The sequence below is a fragment of the Adlercreutzia sp. genome (genome assembly GCF_056795635.1).
In genome coordinates this window covers 251,145-267,446 of sequence record NZ_JBQIIT010000001.1, presented here as the reverse complement: position 1 = coordinate 267,446, position 16,302 = coordinate 251,145, and the positions used below count along the sequence as shown (strand labels likewise).

The 16,302-nt window shown below is 68.5% G+C and carries 10 protein-coding genes; 3 read left to right on the top strand and 7 right to left on the bottom strand.

What is annotated here, in order from left to right; genetic code table 11:
- Positions 1-134 precede the first annotated feature (134 nt).
- A complete protein-coding gene (mfd, locus tag ACTOXK_RS00800; protein WP_482279821.1) occupies positions 135-4,160 on the bottom strand; it encodes a transcription-repair coupling factor in 4,026 nt (1,341 codons plus the stop codon).
- A gap of 193 nt (positions 4,161-4,353) precedes the next feature.
- On the opposite strand from mfd, the gene nth reads away from it, so the two are divergent.
- From nth to ACTOXK_RS00785, 3 genes are all read left to right on the top strand, one after another.
- Entirely contained in the window at positions 4,354-5,016 is a 663-nt protein-coding gene (gene nth, locus ACTOXK_RS00795; RefSeq protein ID WP_482278280.1) for an endonuclease III, read from the top strand.
- Positions 5,017-5,110: 94 nt separating this feature from the next.
- On the top strand, positions 5,111-5,785 hold the full coding sequence (locus ACTOXK_RS00790) for an RNA polymerase sigma factor (protein WP_482278279.1): 675 nt from the start codon (positions 5,111-5,113) through the stop codon (positions 5,783-5,785).
- Positions 5,786-5,796: 11 nt separating this feature from the next.
- Positions 5,797-7,455 carry a hypothetical protein gene (locus ACTOXK_RS00785; RefSeq protein ID WP_482279820.1) on the top strand — a complete coding sequence of 553 codons (1,659 nt, stop codon included), beginning with the start codon at positions 5,797-5,799 and terminating at the stop codon, positions 7,453-7,455.
- A gap of 123 nt (positions 7,456-7,578) precedes the next feature.
- Here ACTOXK_RS00785 and ACTOXK_RS00780 read toward each other — a convergent pair whose 3' ends face one another.
- From ACTOXK_RS00780 to ACTOXK_RS00755, 6 genes are all read right to left on the bottom strand, one after another.
- The gene (locus ACTOXK_RS00780; protein ID WP_482278277.1) at positions 7,579-8,223 is read right to left on the bottom strand and encodes a hydrogenase maturation protease; all 645 of its coding nucleotides are present in this window, start codon (positions 8,221-8,223) and stop codon (positions 7,579-7,581) included.
- On the bottom strand, positions 8,220-8,681 hold the full coding sequence (locus tag ACTOXK_RS00775; RefSeq protein ID WP_482278276.1) for a viscotoxin-A3: 462 nt from the start codon (positions 8,679-8,681) through the stop codon (positions 8,220-8,222). The genes ACTOXK_RS00780 and ACTOXK_RS00775 overlap by 4 nt, the downstream gene beginning before the upstream one ends.
- 13 nt (positions 8,682-8,694) lie before the next feature.
- Positions 8,695-10,878, bottom strand: a complete 2,184-nt coding sequence (locus ACTOXK_RS00770) for a YhgE/Pip domain-containing protein (protein ID WP_482278285.1) — start codon at positions 10,876-10,878, stop codon at positions 8,695-8,697.
- A gap of 1 nt (position 10,879) precedes the next feature.
- Entirely contained in the window at positions 10,880-13,612 is a 2,733-nt protein-coding gene (locus ACTOXK_RS00765) for a YhgE/Pip domain-containing protein (RefSeq protein ID WP_482278275.1), read from the bottom strand.
- 313 nt (positions 13,613-13,925) lie between these two features.
- Complete coding sequence (locus ACTOXK_RS00760) at positions 13,926-14,612, bottom strand: cytochrome b/b6 domain-containing protein (RefSeq protein WP_135969986.1); 687 nt, start codon at positions 14,610-14,612, stop codon at positions 13,926-13,928.
- 1 nt (position 14,613) lies between these two features.
- A complete protein-coding gene (locus tag ACTOXK_RS00755; protein WP_482278274.1) occupies positions 14,614-16,287 on the bottom strand; it encodes a nickel-dependent hydrogenase large subunit in 1,674 nt (557 codons plus the stop codon).
- Positions 16,288-16,302: the final 15 nt, after the last annotated feature.

The window sequence follows — 16,302 nt, the reverse complement described above, 5'->3', positions numbered from 1 at the left end:
CCTTTGTCTCTCACAGTCTGCCGAACGCCGCCGTGCCACGTCAGGCGCCATGCAGCCCAGCGCGTGTCCGATGGCCGTGGCAAACCGCCCCATCTCGTCGCGTGACGGCTCGCCCGCAGGGACGGCCGCTCCTGCTACTCGTCCCGCTTCTTCGCCCGGGCCGCCCGTTTGGCCGCCAAGCGGTCGCGGGCCGCCTCGCCCCGGGCCTGAGTCGCGGCCCGGCGCTCCCCGCGCGCCGTCAGCTTGCCGCCCGTGCCGCGCCCCGACTGTACCGCGGTACCCGCACGCCCGGCGGCGCCGGAAGCCTGCGACCGTCCCGCGACCGCGGAGCCCGCGCCCCGCGACCGCTCCGCAGCCGTCGCTCCCGCCGTGCCCGACCGTCCCGCATTCGCCGCCTTCGTCGTGCCGGGCCGTCCCGCAGCCCCCTCGGCCGGCGCCGCAGCTCCCACCGCACTCCCGTCCGCCTTCTCGGCGGCCCGTTCGTCCAGCGGCTCCTCGGCGCTCTCGTCGCCGGTCACGTCCGCCAGAAAGCCCGCAATGGGACCCATGAGGTTGTCCTGCTCTTCCAGGCCGAAGTAGCGCAGGGGCAGGGCGAGTTTGCGCTTGTCGGGGTTGTAGCGGGCCGCGGCGCGGCGCAACCCCTTCATCTTGTCGGCGGGAATGTCGATGGGCTCCACCACCAAACGCCCGGCCACCACCGAGATCAGCTTGATGCCGCGCTCGTTGGCGAAGGCCTTCAGCCGCGCCCGCTCGAACAGGTTCGCCGCGGCCGGGGGCATCTCGGGGGCCTTCGCCTCCATCTCCTCCCGCAGGGCCGCCACCGCATCCACCGTGGCCGCCGCGGCCAGCTTGCGGTACCACAGCACCCGCGCGTCGGCATCGGGAATGTACTCCTCGGGCAGGTAGGCGTGGCCCGGGATGTTCACCGTGATGTCCGACAGGGCCGGCGGCAGCTCGCCTGAGGCCTCGCCGCGTTCCCGCGTGTCGTTCACGGCCTGGGAGAGCATCTGAGCGAACAGATCGAAGCCCACGGCCGACATGTTGCCCGACTGCTCGGCCCCCAGCATAGATCCGGCGCCGCGGATCTCCAGGTCGCGCATGGCGATGCGCATGCCGCTGCCCAGGTCCTGGTGCTCGCTCAAGGCCGTCAGGCGCGCGGCGGCCTCCTCAGTCAAGGGAACGTTCTCGGGGAACATGAAGTAGGCGTAGGCCTGGGCCGACGAGCGGCCCACGCGGCCCTTCAGCTGGTACATCTGGGCGAGGCCGAGCCGCTGGGCGTCCTCGATGATGAGCGTGTTGGTGTGCGGGTTGTCGATGCCGCTCTCGATGATGGTGGTGGCCACGAGCACGTCCAGCTCGCCGGCCGCGAACTCTTCCATCACGCGCTCCAGCTCCTCCTTGGTCATCTGCCCGTGGGCCACCCCCACCCGCGCCTCGCCGGCGGCGGCGTGCACCCGGTCCACGGCCTCGTCGATGGAGCGCACGCGATTGCTCACGTAGTACACCTGGCCGCCCCGGGCCAGCTCGTAGCGGATGGCGGCCGACACCACATCGGGATCCCACTCCCCCACGTGCACCTCCACGGGGCGCCGCTCGTCGGGCGGCGTCAGGATGAGCGACATGTCGCGCACCCCCGACAGCGACATCTGCATGGTGCGGGGAATGGGCGTGGCCGACAGCGTGAGCACGTCGATGGACTCGCGCAAGTTCTTCATCTGCTCCTTATGCTGCACGCCGAAGCGCTGCTCCTCGTCGATGATCACCAGGCCCAGGTCGTGGGGGTTCACGTCGCGGGAGAGCAGCCGGTGGGTGCCCACGAGCACCTGCACGTCGCCGGAGGCGAAGCCCTCCAGGGCGGCCGCCTGCTGCTCGGCGCTACGGAAGCGCGAGAGCACCTCCACCTTCACGCCGAAGGGGTCGAAGCGGTCCTTGAAGGAGGTGTAGTGCTGCTGAGCCAGAATGGTGGTGGGGCACAGCACCATCACCTGCTTGGCGTCCTGGGTGGCCTTGAATGCGGCGCGCAGCGCCACCTCGGTCTTGCCGAAGCCCACGTCTCCGCAGATGAGGCGGTCCATGGGCCGGGCCGATTCCATGTCGGCCTTCACGTCGGCGATGGCGGCCAGCTGGTCGCGCGTCTCCTGATAGGGGAAGGCCTCCTCCATCTCGCGCTGCCAGGGGGTATCGGGGCTGAAGCGGAAGCCCTGGGTGGCGGCGCGGCGGGCGTACACGTCTACCAGATCGAAGGCGAGCTTCTTGGTGGCCTTGCGTGCCTTCGCGAGTGCCCGGGACCAGTCGCTCGTGTTCAGGCGCGTGAGCCGCGGGCTCGCCCCTTCCGGCCCCACGTAGCGCGTCACGCGGTCCAGCTGCTCCACGGGCACGAACAGCTTGTCGCCCTCGGCGTATTCCAGTTGCAGGTAGTCGCGCTCGGTGCCGTCCACCTCGCGACGCACCAGGTCGCGGAAGAACGCGATGCCATGGGCGGCGTGCACCACGTAGTCGCCCGGCTTGAAGGGGAAGGTGACCTCGGTGACGTCCACCGACACCCGCGCCGCCCGGCTCGCGGCCCGCGACCCCTGGGTGTCCGCGGCGCTCACGAGGGCCAAATGCGCCTTGGGAATGATCATGCCGAGGGGAATGTCGTTGTCCACGATGTTCACCACCCCCCGGCGCAGCCGGCGCTTGGCCGCCTTTTCCTCATAATCGCTTTCATCGGGCCGCTGGTCAGGCGACGTCAGCGAGGGGTTCTGAGGTATCTGAGAAACGCCCGCCGCAGGACCAAGTTGGCTTTGGCCAACGCCGCGTCCTGCACAAGGGTGTTTATCAGATGCATCAGAACCCCGCAGCGTCGACCCGTCCGTCGTTGCGTCAGCAACGACGGAATCGAGATTTTCCGGCTGCACGACTTGGATGGGAATGCCATGGTCCACGAAAGCGTGGCGCATGGCCTCGCGGGCGCGGTAGTTCGGCGAGCTGAACACCACGGTGTAGCGGTCGGTGGTGAGGCTCTTCATCTTCCCGAAGATCTTGTCGGGCACCCCGGCCACGTCCACGCGCTTCACGGGCAGCTCGTCGTCCAGCTCGCCGCCCACGCGCATGATGGACACGTAGGTGGCCCGCACCGCACCGCCGAAGTCCATCTCCGCCGGTGCCGCGTACAAACCGGAAAGGGCGATGTTGGTGCCCCGGGCCCGCTCGGCCAGGTCATCGGCGCCGTGGGAGGCGTCGTCGAAGAGCGAGCGCGGCTCAATGAGGGCCGTCATAGTGCCCGCCCCGGCATAGGCCCCCAGGGTCACCGGCTCCTTGTACAGATAGGGCAGAATCACATCGGATCCCTCGAACACGAGGCCGCCCTCCAACTTCTCCAGCACCTCGCGCAGGGCCGGGTTCGTGAGCGCCGGCTTCTCCAGGGCCCGGCGGGCCGCGGCCAGGGCCCGGGGCGACGTGGGAAACTCAGACACGGGATAGATGTCCACAGCGGGCAGCGAGGCGATGGTCTGGCCCGTGGCCGGCACGATACGGCGGATCTCGTCCAGCTCGTCGCCGAAGAAGTCCAGTCTCACGGGGAAATCGAGGTTGCCGGGGAACACGTCCAGGGTGCCCCCGCGATGGGCGAAGGTGCCCGGGCCGTCCAGCTCGCCCGTATCCACGTAGCCGGCCGCCGCCAGGGCGCGGGGCAGGTCGTCCAATTCAGTCACGCCGGGAACGCCCATGGTATCCAATTCCGTGCCGGCGCGCAGGGCCAGCGGTCGGGCCGCCATCTCGGCCACGGGCGGCAGCAGGCGCAGGAGCGCCCGGGCGCTCGCCACCACGATGACCTCGCGGCCCGATTGCAGGGCCCAGGCGGCCTCCATGCGCCGGGCGACCACCCGGGCGTCGGGCCTCTTCGGCGCGAAGGGCGCATCGGGCCGTTCGGGGAAGCGCAGTACCCGCTCCTCCCCCACGTAGGCCGCCACCTGGCGGGCGAAGGCCACGGCGGCGTCTTCCCCGGCCACCACCACGAGCGTGGCCTGGGGCCCGTGGGCGAACCGCGCCGCCACGAGGAAGGGCCGGGCCGAGGCGGCCACGCCCAGCGTGGCGTCGGCACCATGGTCCAGCTTTCCCCAGAAAGCCTCCAGGCAGCCCGATTTCTCCAAGGTGAAGGCAAGCGCGTCAATGAGCACAGCGGTCTCTTTTCGTCGGTTGCGGGCCCGTCGCCGGGAAAGCGCGGGGCCGCAGGAGCGGTCGTTCGTGGAAACCCGAAAAGCCGCCCAACAAGGCGGCCGCGGTTTGCTACAGTGTACTTCATAACGGAAACGGGAATCCGCGGGGAATCCCCAACGGTAACGATGCGGTAAGCAGCGATAAGGAGCGGCCATGGCACGGGAATCTCTGGCGAGCAAGCGGGAACGGGCGGCAGCCGTCGAGGAGCGCATGTTCGCCCACTACGGCCCCGGCAAGGCATCGCTCGACTACACCACCCCCTTCGAGCTGACCGTGGCCGTGGTGCTGTCGGCCCAGTGCACCGACGCCGCCGTGAACAAGACCACCCCGGCGCTGTTCGCCGCCTACCCCACGCCGGCCGCCATGGCCGCCGCCGACCCGGCCGCCATCGCCGAGATCATCCACTCCCTGGGGTTCTTCCGCAGCAAGGCGAAGAACCTCGTGGCCCTGGCCCAAACCGTCATGGCCGACTTCGGCGGCGAGATTCCCGCCGACGTGGACGCCCTCCAGAAGCTGCCCGGCGTGGGCCGCAAGACCGCGAACTGCGTCATGTGCGAGGCCTTCAAAGACCCCCAGGGCATCGCCGTGGACACCCACGTCTTCCGCATCGCCCACCGCCTGAAGCTGGCCGGCCCCTCGGCCGACACGCCCCAGAAGGTGGAGGACATTCTGCTGAAGGTGTACCCCCGCGACCAGTGGCTGTTCATCAACCACCAGTGGGTGCACTTCGGCCGCGAGTTCTGCCGCGCCCGCAACCCCCGCTGCGCCGACTGCATCGTCGGCGACCTCTGCCCCACCCGCGGCCAGTGGAGCTAGCCCCTTCCGAAAAATTCCCGTCCTCGCGTCACCTTTCCGATCGCCGGCGCATCTAAAGGGCCGACCAATACTTCTGCAAGAGAAAGGCCGCGCCGTGACCAGCGAACACTCTGATATGCCGCGTCTGCGCCGCCTCGTGCGCGCAGCCCAGGGCGGCGACGCCGATGCCTTCGAGGCCCTCGTGCGGCCGTGCGCCGACTCGCTCTACCGCATGGCCGCCAGCTGCCTGGAGGGCCGCGAGGCCGATGTGGCCGATGCGATCCAGGAAACCGTCGTGGCCGCATGGCGTCATCTGGGCAGCCTGAAGCAGCCGAGCTACTTCAAGACCTGGCTTCTGCGCATCTGCATCAACTGCTGCCGCCAGATCACCCGCAAGCGGCGTCCCGCCGCCTCCCTCGACGAGGTGCCCGAGCGCCTTTTGGAGGATTGCGGAAACCGGGGAGCAGCCACAGCCTTCGAGGACGCCGACGCCTTCCGCAACCTCGTCATTGCGGCCGGCACCGCCAATGCCCCCGCCATCGCCCTGTTCTACGGCGAAGGCTACTCCGTGCGCGATATTGCCAGACTGCTGGGCATCTCCGAGGCGGCCGCGCGCCAGCGCCTCTCCCGCGGTCGGAAACGCATTGCCGAGATCCTCGCCGGCAACGAGCCAAGGGGCGCGGCGGAAGCCCCTTCCGCGCCACGGCGACCTCTTCCCGGCGGTGCCCGGCCGCGAGCACCCTCGCATGACGGTTCCGCCCCCGTCCGTTCCACCCCACCATCCCCGTGAGGAGCCCCGCCATGAGAGACAGCCTCGACGCTTCCATCGCCGCCGTTCTCCGCGGCACCCCCGCCAGCCCTGCGGCCCACCATAGCCTCGATGCAGCCTTCGCCGCCGTCCGTTCTTCGGCGGACGCAACCGAGGAGGGCGCACAGGTCACCCCCTGTGCCGCAGACCCAGCCACAGGCGCGACCAGCCCCCGCCCCTCCGCAACCGCGGGCGAGACCACCGCGCACCGCGCCGCAACCGCCGCGGACGCCGCAGCCCGGCGCGGCCCATTCCCCCCGCATTCCCCCTCTCCATCTCACCCGAGCGGGCGCCCGCGACATCCCTGGCTGCGCGGCGTCGCCATCGCCGCGACCATCGCACTGGCGGTGGCCGGCACCGCCTACGGCGCCGACCGGCTCGGACTCATCGACCTCCGTTGGTCAGCTCCCCACCAGGTCATGATCGGCGTGTCGCTCGACAATACCGCCTCGGAGGCGATCCCCGATACCGTCGAAGGCTACTACACCAACCTCGCCTACAAGCCGGCCGGTCTTTCAGCCAAAGACGCCATCGGATCTGAGGCCTCCCTCGATGCGGCCCCGTCGATCCAGTTCTTCTCCAGCGACTTCATGGAGTTCCTCTCGGTGTACACGCTCTACCGCGACACCAACGAGGCCCTTCCCCTTTCCTTCGCGACCGAAAGCGAGCCGGTAACCGTGAACGACCGCGAGGCGCTGCTCGTCACCACGCGCGCCACCGCCGAAAGCGAGGGGCTTCTGCAGCTGATCGTTCCCTTCGAGGCCGAGAACCGCATGGTGGTCGTTACAGCCCGCGAGCCCTTCCGCGATGAAATGCTGCGCGTAGCAGAGGGGATTAGCCTGACAGCGGCCGGCCCCGTGCCCTCCGACACCCTCTGGCTCTGGAGCGACTACCTTAGGCCGGACGAGCCGAACGACGAATACGATCCCGAAACCGGCATGCACGCGACCGCCGAGCAGATGGGAAACCTCCATCGCATCGGCGAGACGGTGACACTGTCCAACGGCACCATAGGCCTTACGGACCTCGTTCCCGACAATGCACCACCGATTCTGACGGCCAGGGTGACCTCCGTGGATACGGCCGACAACCTCTCATCGCTCGCCTGTCCCGAACTGATTCCCGACGACTGGATGGAGCTTGTCGGAGACGAGGGAACTCTCGGCCCGGACACCGTGATCTTCACGCGCTGGGGCGACGGCGAGAGCAGCCTACACGAAGAGCTGGAACGCCGCACCATTCCCGTATCCCTCGTGAGCGTGACAGTGGAATACACCAACACCTCTAGCGCCGTCTTGGACGATTTCGTCTTCAACGCCGCCCTGCTGAGTGCCATGGAGAGTGACACCGGCTGGACTGTCATGCGGCCCGAGGAGGCCGTCACGGGTGCCGACTATGCCGAGAGCATCGCCATCCTGTCCATGGGAAGAACCGACTACTTCGACGTGGACGGCGCGAATCCGTCCGACAATCCCGACCAGCCGAACCATATTCGCAATCTGGGACCCGGGGAGACGGCCGAGGTGCACTTCGCGTGGATCGTTCCCAAGAGCGAGACCAGCCACCTGCTGCTAAGCCTCAACGGCCACGGCTTCCAATTCTCAGAGAGCAGTCTTGCCCTGGGCTATGTGGACTTGCGACAGGAGTCTTGACGGAACCGCCAGTCAAAGTGGGAATGCCCTTGCCGGGTAAGAAGTGCGCCCCGGTTTTGCGGCGAGGGCGGTCGTGCAACGTCCTTGCCCGGCAAGGATCCCGCAGATGGAGCCAGTCGCACCCTAGCCCTTCTTCCGCAAGGGGAAGCCGCGGCGGAAAAGCTCGGCGACGACGGTTTCCACGAGGAGGGGCAGCGCATCCGCACAGGCGGGGGTGAGGCCCACGGCGAACTGCTCGGGCGAGGGATTGCCCACCTGCATGCCGAGGCAGAAGCCCTCGGCCTCGTAGCCCATGAGCGTGGCAGCGTCGAAGAGGTCCACGAGCTTCAGGTCGTGCAGCGAGGCCTCGGGCCCCGCATGGCGCGCCATGGCCTCGGGCTCGAAGCGGTAGACGGTGCCGGGCGCGTCCCCGGTGCCGTCCACGGCGTCCACGGTGAGGATGAGGTCGCAGCGATCCACGTAGGACAGCATATCCAGAGCCATGCAGCCCACGTCGAGCAGCGTCACGTTGTCGGGAATGTCGTAGGCGGCCATGATCTCGTCGTAGGCCGCCGGCCCCACCCCGTCGTCCAACATGAGGCGGTTGCCCACGAAGAACACCGCCGCCGTGTGAGAAGGATCGGGCGCGGCGCAAGCCTCCCGCTCGGGACAGTCCGTCACGCCGCCATCCCCTTCGGGGGCGTCCGCACGCGAACAGCCGCTTGCCGCTCCATCGGGCCGACCGTCAGCCGCCGGCCGGGCGCCGCGCACGCCGCCGGGCGCGCTCATGCGGCGCCTCCTGCCTGGGCGGCGGCTTCCGCGGCCGCGTCCACAAGGGGGCGGAACTCCAGGTTGTACCAGGTGGCCAGGGCCACCACGATAACAGCCACTACCACGGAGACCACGGCCCACACCCGCTGGCGGCGCAAGTAGTGCTCGCGGCTCTCCCCCAGGTTCTCGGCCCGATGGGCCGCCAAGGGCTGCGACACGATGGCGAACACCACGGTGGCGCCCACGAGAGCCGCGGTCATGACCGCCGCCAGCACCACCGACAGCACCGTCGGCTCGGTCACGGCGGCGTAGATGACGTTGTCCACGAACAGCCACGCCACGAAGAACAGGAACGCCGCCCAGATGCCGTGGGCCGGCCCCCACACCGGCGCCAAGAACAGCGCCCCCAGATTCACCCGGGGCAACCCCCGCAAGAACTTCTCTTCCTCGGCGATCTGCTCGTCGGTTAGCGCCATGGGCCTCTCCTTCTCATCCAACTAACTTGGATGATTCTACCTGTTCCACGTACCATTCCATGAACTTTTCCAGTGGCTTGCGCAGAACGAGGCCCAGAAGGGCGGCGGGGATGAGGAAGAGGGCCAATTCTCCCATCTGCACCCAGAAGTCGTTGCCGTAGGGGCCCATCATGGCCGCGCGCATGGCGTTCACCACGTGGGTGGCGGGCAGCCACGGGCTGATGGTCTGGATGAAGCCGGGCAGAAGCTGGAGCGGGAAGGAGCCGCCGCAGCCGGTCACCTGCACGATGAGCAGCAGCACGGCGATGGCCTTCCCCAGATTGGCGAAGGCGGCCACGAGCGAGTAGATGAGGAAGGTGAACACGAGGCCGGCGCCCCAGAAGCAGATCATGAACAGGGCCGGCTCGGCCACCTGCACCCCGAGGAACAGCCAGTTGCCCAGGCCCATGACCGTGGTCTGGGCCAGGGAGAGGACGCCCATGACGGCGAAGCGCCCGAGGAAGAGCTGGCGCGGCTTGGGGTCTACCAGCCCCGCCTCGTCGATCTCGCGGGCCGATACCTTCGGGCGCACCACCACGAGGATGAGCAGCGAGCCGATGAACAGGGCCAGGGTCGTGTAGAGCGGGGCCATGGCGCTGCCGAAGTTCTCCACGGGGAACACCGCCACCCGATCGAGGGCCACCGGCGTCGCCAGGGCCTTGGAGAGCACGTCCACATCGGCGCCGAGCACGGCCTGGAGGGTCGCGCGGTCGCCCGAGGCCAGGGCCGCGTCCAGCCGGTCGGCCATGGCCCGCAGCTTCTCGGAGGCACCGGCGAGCTTGTCGGTGACGGCGCCCACCTTCTCGGCGGTCTGGCCCATCACCTCGGCGGCCGAGCCGGCCGAGGCGGACAGGTCGTCGCCCACCCCGCGCAAGTCCCCTGCCACGGCGCCCATGCGCTCGGCTGTGGCACGGGCGTCCTCGGCCAAAGACGAGAGGCCGGGGGCCACGTTGGCGGCGTAGTCGTCCTTCATGGATTGGATGGCCTCGCGGGCCGCGGCCGCCTGGGCCCGGGCCTCGTCGCGCTCGGCGAGGAAGCTCTCGTCGCCGGCCTGGAGCTTGTCGGCGGCGCTGCGCAGACTGGCGGCCATGGAGGCGGCCTGGTCGGCCACGGCTCTCATGCGGTCGGCGAAGGCCGAAAGCCCCCCGGCCAGCTCCGCGGGCGCCTTCTCGGCCAGGGCGTCCATCTGGTCGGCGGCCTCGCGGTAGAGAGCGGCCTGGGCATCCAGAGTGTCGCCGTGGCCGCGCAGGTCGCCGGCGACGGCATCCACATCGGCCGAGGCGGCGGCGAAGAGGTTGTCCACGGCCTCCTCCACGGCCCCGAAGCCCGCCGCGCTCTCGTCCAGGGCCTCCGAGAGGCCCGCGGCGGAATCCCGCAGGGCGTCCACCGTGGCGGGAATGGCGTCGGAGCGGCCCGTGGCCGCGTCCAAGGTGCCGTCCAGGGTGCCCGTGGCCTTCTGGGCCAGGGCCGCCGAGTCGTCGGCGAGGCGCTGGCAGGCCTCGGCCAGGGAACGGTAGAGGGACAGCACCTGGGCGGTGTCGTCCACGGCATCGGCCATGGAGCGCACGTGGCCGGACAGCGCGGCGATGCGGCCGTCCCAATCCTCCGAATCGGCGAAGGTGGACACCGACTCCGCCAGGGACAGGGACACCTCCGAGAGGGTCTCGGCGAACACGGCGTTGATCTGATAGGACACCGAGTCGGCGCCCTTATCGGTGATCTTCGGGGCGATGGCGCTCTTCTTCTCGTTGGTGTAGTACACGATGTCGGCGTGCTGGGCGTCGGCGGTGTAGAAGGTGAGCATGTCACGGCTGAAGCTCGGCGGGATGACCACGGCGGCGTAGTAGCGGCCCGAGCGCGCCCCGTCGATGGCATCCTCCTCGTCGGTGAACACCCAGTCGATCTGGTCGTTGGCCCGCAGAGCGCTGACCACCTGGTCCCCCACGTTTATCCGCAAGGGCACCAGATCGCTCTTGTAGCCCTCGTCGGTGTTGGCCACGGCCACGGTGAGGTTGCCCGTGTTGTCGAAGACGTTCCAGCAGGCGATGATGTTGTACCAGGCGAAGAGCGACGGCACGATGACGAGCCCGACGGCGATGATGATGGACATGACGTTGGCCCCCAGCCGCCGCAGGTCGGCCCGGGCGATGCGCCGCATGTTATCCACGGCCCTCACCCCCCTTCGCGGCCCCGTCGTCCGGCGGTGCGGCCGCGCCTCCGTCCGCGGGGGCACCGTCCGCCTCCGACGACCCTTCCGCAACCGTCGCGGATCCCTCGGCCGACCGCGGCGCAACCGTCGCCGGCGAGCTGCCCGACCGCGCCGCAGCCGCCGTGGCAGCCCGGGCGGCGGCCCGATCCACCGTGGCCGTGGCGCTGTAGAGGTCCAGCAGGCTCTCGTCGGAGAGGGTCTCCAGCTGCATCTGGCGCTCGAAGCTGAACCGGAGGCTCTCCACCACGATCAGCGCCACGAAGATGACGATGACCCAGATGAGCCATGCCGTGAGCAGCCACACCTTCTCGGCCGGCGTGAGGGCGAACACCACGGCCAGGACCACGGGCACCGCCACCCCGGCGATGAGGGCCCCCTGCATGATGCGGGGGTACCAGCGGGCGAAGCGCTCGTAGCGGACGGCGATGGCGCGCCCGTAGGCGCCCTTGTCGGCCAGGGCCCGCAGGATCTGAGAGATGCGGTAGGGCCGCACGGGGATGTCGGTGTCCTCGCCGTTGAACAGGCCGCCGTCCCTCACCTGACGGGCCACCATGCGGTTCACATTGGCCATGAGCGGCCGCACCAGAAGCCCCGTGGCCGTGGCCGCCACGAAGAACAGCCCGAGCACCGCCAGATCACTGGCGTACTGGCTGCCGTAGAAGCCGCAGATGGCCTCCCGCAGGGCCCCGATGCCGTAGGTGAAGGGGAAGGCCGGGTAGATGGCCTGGAAGAAGCCGGAGGTCATCTCGATGGGATACAGGCCCGTGGCCCCGGGGATCTGGGCGAACACGAGGATGATGCAGATACCCTTCCCGATGTGCTGGAGGGTGACCGACAGGGCGTAGATGATGGCGAGGTAGGCCAGCGAGGCGCAGACGGCCGCCGCGAAGAGGGCCGCCACGCTGGCGGCCTGCACGCCGATGACGAGGACGCCGGCGCAGCAGATGACCGCCTGGAGCACGGCCATGGCCGCCAGCAGCAGGAAGCGGCCCCAGTAGCGCTGGGCCAAGGTGAGGTTCTCGATGCCCCCGCCGTCGGCCTCCTGACGCATGATGACGAGCAGCATGAAGGCGCCGATCCAGAAAGTGAGGTTCATGAACAGCGGCGCCATGGCGCTGCCGTAGGCGTTCAGGGGGTACAGCGACTCGGTGACCACCTCGGTGGGCGAGGCCATGAAGCTGGCGATCTTGCCGGCATCGAGGCCCTCCTCCCCCACCAGGCGCGCGAGGGCATCGGAGGCGCCGACGGCGGACAGGTCGCCGTAGACGAGCCCGAGCTCCGACTCGAGCCCCGCGAACAGCTTGTCGGTCTGGTCCACCGTGGCCCGGGCCGTGTCCATGGTGGCGTCCAGCTGGTCCACCACGAGCCCGGTCTGGTCTATGAGCAGCTGCTGGTCGGCCAAGGCGCCCCGCAGGGCGGCCGCCGTTTCCACGAGGGCGTCCAGGGCGTCGTTCACGGCGGGCAGCGTCGTGCCGAACAGGCCCGTGGCGTAGGCGCCCAGGCTGTCGGTGGCCCCCTGCACGGCCGTATCGAGGGAGCCCGTGGCCCCGGTGAGGGCAGAAGCGGCGCCCTCGGCGCGCTGGGAGAGATCGTCCAGGGAGGCCAGGGTGTCGGCCGCGGCGGCGCTGCGCTCGTCGAGGGCATCGGCCAGGGCCAGAAGCCCCTCCTTCTCAGGGCCGTCTCCGAGGGCCTCGGCGGCTTGCCGGACCGAAGCGGCCAGGGCCCGGCTCTCCTCCACGGCGGCGTTGCCCTGGGCGAGGGCCGCCTGGATGTTCCCCTCGGCCGCACCGATAGAGGCGGCCAGACCGCTCGCCGCGTCATGGGCGCGGGCCGTGGCCGTCGTGGCCGCCGAGAGACTCTTGCTGAAGGCGGGCAGGGCGAAGGCGGAGAAATCGTCCAGGGTCTTCTGGAGGCCCTGGGCCGTCTGCTCCATCTCGGTCAGGGTGCCCGAGGCAGACTCGATGCCCTCGCGGGCCCGGTCGAGGGCATCTCGGGCCGCAGCGGACTTCTCCTGGGCCCCATCGGCCGCCGAGCCGATCTCGGCGAGCGTGGCCCGGGCCTGGCCCACAGCATCCACCGCGGCCGACACGTGCCCCGCCGCCTCCGACCGGGTCTCGGCCGTGGAGGCGCGGGAATCGTCGATGGCCTCGTCGATGGCACCCACCGCCACGTCGGTCACCGTGGAGACGAAGGTGGCGTTGATGGTCTCGTCCAACGTGGAGGCGCCCGTGTCGGTGATCTTCGGCGCCACCGGGCCGGCCTTCTCGTTCACGAAGTACTCCAGCTTCGGCTGGGTGAAGTCGCCCGTGGTCAGGGTGAGCAGATCGGCGGTGAAATGCTCGGGAATGACGAAGGCGGCGTAGGCCTCGCCCGAGCGCACCTGGTCCATGGCGCTGTCGTAGTCGGTGAACTCCCATTTCAGCTGCGTGTTCTCGTGCAGCTGATCGACGATCTTGTCGCCCACGTTCATCTCGCCCGTCAGATCTGAGGAGCCCCCCGCGTCCTGGTTCACCACGCAGACCGTGAGGTTGCCGGTGTTGTCGTAGGGGTTCCAGAAGCCGATGACGTTGTACCAGGTGTACACCGAGGGCAGGACGAGCAGGGCCACGACCACCACGAGGGCCGCCGGGGTGCGAACGAGGCGCAGCAGGTCGCGTCGCAGGATCTTCAACACGTTGCGCACGGAAGACGTTCCTTTCCGCAAGACGAGGAGGGGTGAAAACAGTATCGCCCATCATAGCGCAACCCTGATGGGGACGCTCACCCTTGTTGACGGATTGGCACCAACAGTCAAACATGGAAGAGCGCAGAGGAGACGGCGGGTGTTCCGACCGAGCGAGTTCCGCAGCGACGAGAACAGTCCGGTGGACTGTTCTCCAAAGCGAGGACTGCCGAGCGAATCGGAATACCCGGTGGCTCCGACCGAGGCGAGCCGCAAAAAGAAAGGGCGACCTCCGAAGAGATCGCCCTTTTCAAGCGTGCTTGCGGCTAACGCCCTAGTGCACGTCGTGGTCCTCGCCCACGATGTTGTGCAGGTCGGGGTCGTACACCAGGCCACCATGCTCCTTGTGGATGAACATGAGCTTGGTGGGCTCGAAGCCCTCCACGTTCGCCAGGTAGATGTGGATGAACATGAAGATGATGAACACGTACATCATGAAGTAGTGGATGATGCGCATGGACATGAGACCGCCCACGAGGTTCGTCGTCGCGGCGAACACGGGCACGTTCATGGTCACGCCCCACAGGCACAGGCCGGTCCAGAACATCACGATGATGAGCACCGGGATCAGCAGGTAGCTGATCTTCTGCGGCACGCCGAGCTTGGCGCCGAGCGGATGGTCCTTCTTCAGGAACAGGTAGTACTTGATCCACTCGAGGGCCTGATGGCGGTTGTCCTTCTGGGGCAGCCAGGTCTTGTAGTCGGTCACCTGCTGGCGCGTGCCGCCCGTGGGCGAGGTCTTCACGAAGAAGGCCATGATCACGCGGGCGATGCAGTTGAAGAACAGCACGAAGCCGAAGAACAGGTGGCAGCCGCGGGCGATGCCCATGAGGAAGGGCAGGAAGGGGAAATGGATGAGGAAGCCGGTCAGGATCAGCATCACCATGGCCACCAGGTTGATCCAGTGGGTGATGACGAACACGAGCGGATGGGCCTCACGGTAGTGTGCGAGATGGGCCATCTTACTTCACCCCCCAAGGGCTGGTGACGGTCTCGAAGTGCTTGCCGGTGGCGCGGTCGGTGACGTGCACGGCGCAGGCGGTGCAGGGGTCGAAGGAGTGGACCGTGCGCAGGGCGTTGATGGGCATCTCGATGTCCTCCACGGGCACGCCGATGAGCGCCTGCTCCAGCGGGCCGTGCTCGCCCTTGGCGTTGATGGGCGCCAGGTTCCACGTGGACGGGATGATGATCTGGTAGCCCTCGATCTTGCCGTCCACCACCTTCTCGGAATGGTAGAGGGCGCCGCGCGGGGCCTCCCAGAAGCCGGAGCCCTCGCCGGTGGTGCGCTCGGGAGCGCGGAAGTACTCGGAGTCGCCGCCCTTGATGGCCTCGGCCAGCTCGGTGACCCACTCCACCATGAGATCGGCCACGTACATGGTCTCGATCTGGCGGATGGCCGTGCGGCCCAGGGTGGACTGGAAGGCGGACAGGTCGCCCGGCTTCGCGCCCAGCAGGCCGAGGACCGCGTCCACGTTCTGCTTGATGAAGGGCACGCCGCGGACGTAGGCCGCGAAGATACGGGACATGGAGCCCGCCTCCATGGGCTTGCCGTCGTAGGTGGGGCACTTCACCCAGGTGTAGCGATCGTCGACGTTGTAGTCGGTGAAGGCCGGGTCGGTGGTGAAGTAGGGCGAGGTGTAGGTATCGTCGCCCTGGTACCAGGAATGACCCATGTACTCCTGGATGAGGTCCTCCTGCACGTCGGTGACGCCGAACTTCTCGTCCAGCACGCCCATGGGCAGGTAGCGGTTCTTCATCTGCTCGATGTAGTCGTCGCCGTAGGGCCAGCCGTTGCCCTCGAACACGCCCCAGGCGATGTAGCGGCCGCAGCCCTTGCCGAAGGTCATGGCCTCGGGGTACAGCTCGGCCAGCACGAGGGTGTCGGGCAGCACGGTGTCGTTCACCCAGTCGCGCACCTCGATGGCCATGGCCAGCAGGTCGTCGAGCTTGGACTCGGTGGGCACCCACATGTTGCCGCCGGGGATGGAGGTCATCACGTGGGGCATCTTGCCGCCGAGCAGGGCCGCCATCTCGGAGGCGCGGGCCTGCATCTTCAGGGCCTCCAGATAATGGGAGGTCAGGATCAGGTTGGCCTCGGGGGCGTCCACGTAGGCCTTGCCGCCGTCAGCCTCGAACCAGTTGCCCGAGAAGATGGACAGCTGGCCGTTCTGGGCGAAGGCGCCCAGCTTGTCGTAGAGCTGGTTCAGGTCGGAGTGCAGGGCCAGGCCCTTCTCCAGGGCGAGCCCGTAGGCGTCGTCCACGTTGGCCTGAAGGGCGTTCAGCGGGTTGACGTAGTCGAGAGCCGCCAGGTTGTACAGCCACAGGATATGGCTGTGGAGGAACTGCGCGCCCTCCAGCAGGTTGCGGATGATGCGGGCGTTGTTCGAGATCGTGATGCCGTAGGCCTTGTCGCCGGCGATGGACGACGCATGGGCGTGGGACACGGGGCACACGCCGCAGATGCGCTCGACGATCTGAGCGGCATCCTCGGGGGTGCGGTTCTGCACGACGAGCTCCATGCCGCGGAAGCAGCCGCCGGAAACCCAGGCATCGGCAACCTTGCCGTTCTCCACTTCCATCTCGACGCGGAGATGGCCCTCGATACGGGTAATGGGATCGATAACGGAACGTGTCAAGTCAGCTCACCTCCT